The 4,425-nt window shown below is 71.9% G+C and carries 6 protein-coding genes; 3 read left to right on the plus strand and 3 right to left on the minus strand.

What is annotated here, in order from left to right; all coding sequences use genetic code 11:
* Positions 1-1,181 (plus strand): urate hydroxylase PuuD (locus ABFS34_15825; protein ID MEN8376895.1); only part of this gene is annotated, 1,181 nt, incomplete at its 5' end.
* Here the strand turns inward: ABFS34_15825 and ABFS34_15830 are convergent.
* Both ABFS34_15830 and ABFS34_15835 read right to left on the minus strand, forming a co-directional pair.
* On the minus strand, positions 1,178-2,542 hold the full coding sequence (locus tag ABFS34_15830; protein ID MEN8376896.1) for a phosphoenolpyruvate kinase: 1,365 nt from the start codon (positions 2,540-2,542) through the stop codon (positions 1,178-1,180). The two genes, ABFS34_15825 and ABFS34_15830, sit on opposite strands and share 4 nt — an antisense overlap.
* Positions 2,539-3,108, minus strand: coding sequence for a nucleoside deaminase (locus ABFS34_15835; GenBank protein MEN8376897.1), 570 nt, complete (start codon positions 3,106-3,108; stop codon positions 2,539-2,541). Before ABFS34_15835 ends, ABFS34_15830 begins: the two co-directional genes overlap by 4 nt.
* Before the next feature lie 118 nt (positions 3,109-3,226).
* Between ABFS34_15835 and ABFS34_15840 the strand changes: the two genes are divergently transcribed.
* Together ABFS34_15840 and ABFS34_15845 are read left to right on the plus strand one after the other, a co-directional pair.
* The gene (locus tag ABFS34_15840; protein MEN8376898.1) at positions 3,227-3,640 is read left to right on the plus strand and encodes a hypothetical protein; all 414 of its coding nucleotides are present in this window, start codon (positions 3,227-3,229) and stop codon (positions 3,638-3,640) included.
* Positions 3,641-3,646: 6 nt separating this feature from the next.
* Complete coding sequence (locus tag ABFS34_15845; protein ID MEN8376899.1) at positions 3,647-4,057, plus strand: PaaI family thioesterase; 411 nt, start codon at positions 3,647-3,649, stop codon at positions 4,055-4,057.
* Here the strand turns inward: ABFS34_15845 and ABFS34_15850 are convergent.
* Positions 4,032-4,425 (minus strand): nuclear transport factor 2 family protein (locus tag ABFS34_15850; GenBank protein ID MEN8376900.1); only part of this gene is annotated, 394 nt, incomplete at its 5' end. The genes ABFS34_15845 and ABFS34_15850 overlap by 26 nt on opposite strands.

The following is a 4,425-nucleotide window of genomic DNA, read 5'->3' on the forward strand; positions in this document are numbered from 1 at the left end:
GCGTGCGCGAGCTGCTCGACCTGACGCTGCGCTGGATCCACGTGATCGCCGCCATCATGTGGATCGGCAACTCGCTGCTGTACAACTGGCTGGACCGCTCGCTGCGCCCCTCGAAGGACCCCGACAACGCGCAGGGCGACGCGTGGCTGCTGCACAGCGGGGGCTTCTACTACGTGGAGAAGAGGCTTCGCCTGGACGAGCTCCCCAAGCCGCTGCACTGGTTCAAGTGGCAGGCGTACACCACGTGGCTGAGCGGCGCCTCCCTCCTGGTCGTGGTCTATTACCTGGAGGGGCGGGCGATGCTGCTCGGTCCCGGCGCGACCATGTCGGGCGGCGCGGCCGTCGCCACGAGCGTGGGCATCCTGCTCGGCTCCTGGCTCCTGTACGAGGCGCTCTGGCGCTCCCCCATCGGCCGCACGCCCACCGCCGCGTCCGCGCTGTCGCTGGTGCTGGTCGCCGGCGTGGGCTACGCGCTCACGCAGATCTTCAGCGGGCGCGCCGCGTTCCTGCAGCTGGGCGCCGTCATGGGCACGCTCATGGCGGCCAACGTGGCCACCACCATCATGCCCTCGCAGCGCTCGCTGGTGCGCTCGGTGGAGGAGGGCGGGCAGCCGGACCCGGCGCTGTCGCTGGCCGCCAAGAAGCGCTCGGTGCACAACAACTACATGACCTTCCCGGTCATCGCGCTGATGCTCAGCGCCCACTTCCCGAGCCTGTACGCGCACACCGCCAACTGGGTCGTGCTGGCGGTGCTCGTGGCCGGCGGGGCGGCGGTCCGGCACTCCATGAACATCCGCTGGCACGAGCCGCGCTGGGGCGCCGCTGTCGCGACCTCGATCGTGGCCACGCTGGGCGCTTTGTACGCGCTCGGCGCCATGCCGGGCGGCGCGCGGGGGGACGGGCAGGGGTTCGCCGACGCCGGGCCGGTCACCTTCGAGCAGGCGCGCGCGGTGATCGACAAGCGCTGCACGCCGTGCCACTCGCTGTCCCCCGCGATCCGCGACTTCGGCGTGCCGCCGGCCGGCGTCGCGTTCGACACCGAGGATCAGATCCGGGTGATGATGGAGCGCATCCGCGAGCGCGCGGTGGCGACCGAAACGATGCCGCCTGGAAACGCGACGCACATGAGCGCCGAGGAGAGGGACGTGCTGCGGAGGTGGGCGGAGGGCGGAGGGCCCTAGCCGCCCCGCCGCTTCAGGATCTCCACGAACGACCGCGTCGCCAGCTCTTCCTGCGTGAGGCCCGTGCGCGCCAGCGCCTCGTCTTCCGACACCGCCCCGCTGTTGACCGCGCGCAGGAAGAAGTTGAGCAGCCCCTGGCCGGTGGCGGCGTCGTCGAAGACGTTGCCCAGCAGCGTCGCCTGGGCGGCGCGCTCGAGGAAGTTGGCGAGGCGGTCGGCGGCTGCGTCCAGCGCGCCCAGGAAGAAGCCGTACACCGCGGCGTAGCGCGTGACGAGCTGCGCCGGGTGCAAGTCCCAGCCCTGGTAGAGCCCGCGCACCAATGAGTCGGTCACGTCGTCGAAGTGCATGCGCCACGCGGCGTGGACCGCGGCGCGATTCTCGGCCCGCTGCGCGGGGCCGAGCTCGGCGCCCTCTGCGGCGCGGTGCGGCGGCACCGGCAGCACCGCGGTGGAGCCGTCGGAGATCCACACCTCCGTGCCCGCGAGCGCCACCTTCATGACGTCGCGCGCGAAGTCGCACGCGGGGTGGCGCATGCGCTGCTCGGAGGCGGTGATGCCCAGCAGCGCGGTGTAGTCGTAGGTGCCGAAGTGCGCCGCCGTGACGCGGCCCGCGCCCGCCTCCACCAGAGCGGGCAGCGCGACCGAGCCGTCGGCGGCGAAGATCGACCGCGGGGTCTCCACCATCAGCTCGAAGCGGAGCGAGCCGGCGTCCAGGCCGTGCGCCTCCTCGAGCCGCCCCAGCAGCTCGGCGAAGGCGGCGGGCTGCGCCGGGTCGGTGATCTTCGGCAGCGTGAACACCCAGTTGTCCGGCAGCTCGCCGCCGCTGCGCTCGACGAGCGCGGTGACGAACAGGTCGAGCGTGCGGACGGAGCGCGCGCGCAGCTCGGGCGAGAGCGGCTTGACGCGCAGGCCCAGGAAGGGCGGCAGCGAGTCCGACGCCAGTCCCTCTGCGACCTCCGCCGCGGCCTCGACCACGTGGCCGTCCTCCTCAGCGTCGGCGCGGTGGCCGTAGCCGTCCTCGAAGTCGATGCGGAAGTCCTCGACCGGCTCGGTCTCGAGCTTCTCCCGCACGCGCGCGTGGACCGCATCGACCAGGCCCGGGGGATCATCCACCATGCCGGTCGCCTGGGCTAGTGCGGCGGGATCCGGCGCGAACTCGTCCAGCGAACGGCGGGCCAGGTCGCCCAGCCGCTCGGCGGTCGCGGCCCGGAACAGGTGGCCGCCGCCGTACACCGTGTGGACCGGCTGGCGTCGCCCGGGCTCCCCCGGGTAGCGGTCTGCGAGGCGGGCGTCGGCGGTGTCCAGGCGGGCCAGCGCGCCGGCGAGCGCGTCCGAGGACAGAGTGGGGCGCACGGCGCTCACGCGTTGTAGATCTCGCCGCCGCGCTGCACGTACGCTTCCAGCGCTGCAGCCGCGTCGATCCGGCACACGCCGCGCACGACCTCCACGCCGCGCTCCTCCAGGTAGGCGTAGGTTTCTGGAAATACCGGACCTTCGTCGAAGCCGAGGGCCATGGCATCGTTCCGGTCGGCGCCGGCCACCAGGCGCTGGACGCCGCTCCAGAACGCCGCGCCCACGCACATCGCGCAGGGGTCGCAGGACGTGACCAACTCGTGCTCGGGCATGCCCTCCAGCCCCAGCGAGTAGCTACGCAGGCGCGCCTGGGCGGTCATGATCGCCATGACCTCCGCGTGCAGGCAGCTGTTGTGCTCGGGCACGACGCGGTTCAGGCCGACGCCCACGAGCAGCCCCGAGTCGCGCTCGAAAATGGCCGCGGCGAACGGCCCGCCCGTGCCCTGGCGTACCTGCTCGTGCACGAGGTCCACCACCCAGCGCATGCGGTCTTCGCCGTCGCGCAAACGCAGCGTCCAGTCGACGCGCTGCGCGAGCCAGTCGGGATGATTGATCGAAATTCGGGGCAGGGACATGGCCCGAGTGTACGCACGGCGCACGGGGCGGCCAAGTGGAATTGCTGGCGCCGGCAGGAGGATGGGCCGAAATTAAGTATACGCCTGGCGCAGCTTTCGGTAGCCACGAGGTGCCCCGTTGTTCGCCCTGCTCTCCCCGGAGTGGGCCGGAGGCGCGCGCTCGAGCGCGTTCCTGATGGCTTTGCTTGTCACGCTGCCGGCCGGCGTCGTCGCTCAGGGCGGCTCGCGAGCCACGGCCATCGCGGTGGTCCGCGCCGAGGTGGTCGAGTCCCTGCCTGCGCCGGACGTGGCGCTGTTCACGATGGCGCCGGACGACGCCGAGCGGCCCGGCCCCCGCGACGCGGCGCCGTCCGATGCCGGCACGGTGGGCCTCGCGATCCGCGTCGCGAAGGACGCCCACGTGGTAGTTTCGGGCTCCTGCCCCGTCGACTTTCGAAGGGACGTGCCGGGAGGTGGGCGCGTGGCGCTGGCGCTGGCGTCGCTCTGCCTCCGGTCCTCGCCGACGACGGTGACCATCAGACTCGAAGGATAGGATCCCATGGACCGAGCCGCGCAGCGGGCGCTGGAACGCCTCCAGTCGATGCCCGTCGCGGCTTTTTTCGACTTCCAGTTCGGCGAGCGCGACGACGAGCGCGCGACCGTTAGTGCTCCCACGGCCGATCGTTTTCTGCAGGTGGAAGACGTGGTCCACGGAGGCGTGCTGAGCACGCTGGCCGACACCGCCGCGGTCTACCTGATCCTGCCCACGCTGACCGACGGCCACGCCATGACCAGCATCGAGTTCAAGCTGAATTTCCTGCGCCCGGCGCGCGCGGGGCTGGGGGACGTGGAGGCTGTCGCGACCATGGTGAAGCGCGGCCGCACCGTGGCGGTGTCGAGCGTGGACGTGAGTCAGGGCGGAGAGCTGTGCGCGACGGGGCTCTTCACCTACCTGATCTGGAAGCCGTGAGAATCCTGATCTGCGGCTCGCCGGGATTGCCGAGGTCCATCACCACCTTCCAGGTGCCCTCGTGGAGGCGCCAGATGCTGACGTAGCGGCCTTCCACCGTTGCCGACCCTTCCTCCTCCGGGCCGCTCCTGCTCACATACGTGCCGGTCGTCCAACCCAATTCGCCCGACGCCGCGATGTCCGCGCGGAGCGGTTCCCAGGTCAGCGACACGCCCGGTTCGTCCAGCCCCGCCATGAACTCGCGGATCGCGTCGCGGCCGGCGATCTCGCCGACCCCGGGCTGGATCATCGCGCCGTCGGGGTGGAACCACGAGACCCACGCGTCCGCGCCACCTTCGGCCACGTCGGCCGCGAACGCGCGGTCGGCG

This window comes from Gemmatimonadota bacterium (assembly GCA_039715185.1).
Taxonomy (GTDB): Bacteria; Gemmatimonadota; Gemmatimonadetes; order Longimicrobiales; family RSA9; genus DATHRK01.

Excerpts from the sequence above, each read along its gene's own strand:
- ABFS34_15845 (MEN8376899.1), top strand. The coding sequence starts at position 3,647 with ATGGACCGAGCCGCGCAGCGGGCGCTGGAACGCCTCCAGTCGATGCCC.
- ABFS34_15835 (MEN8376897.1), bottom strand. The coding sequence starts at position 3,108 with ATGTCCCTGCCCCGAATTTCGATCAATCATCCCGACTGGCTCGCGCAG.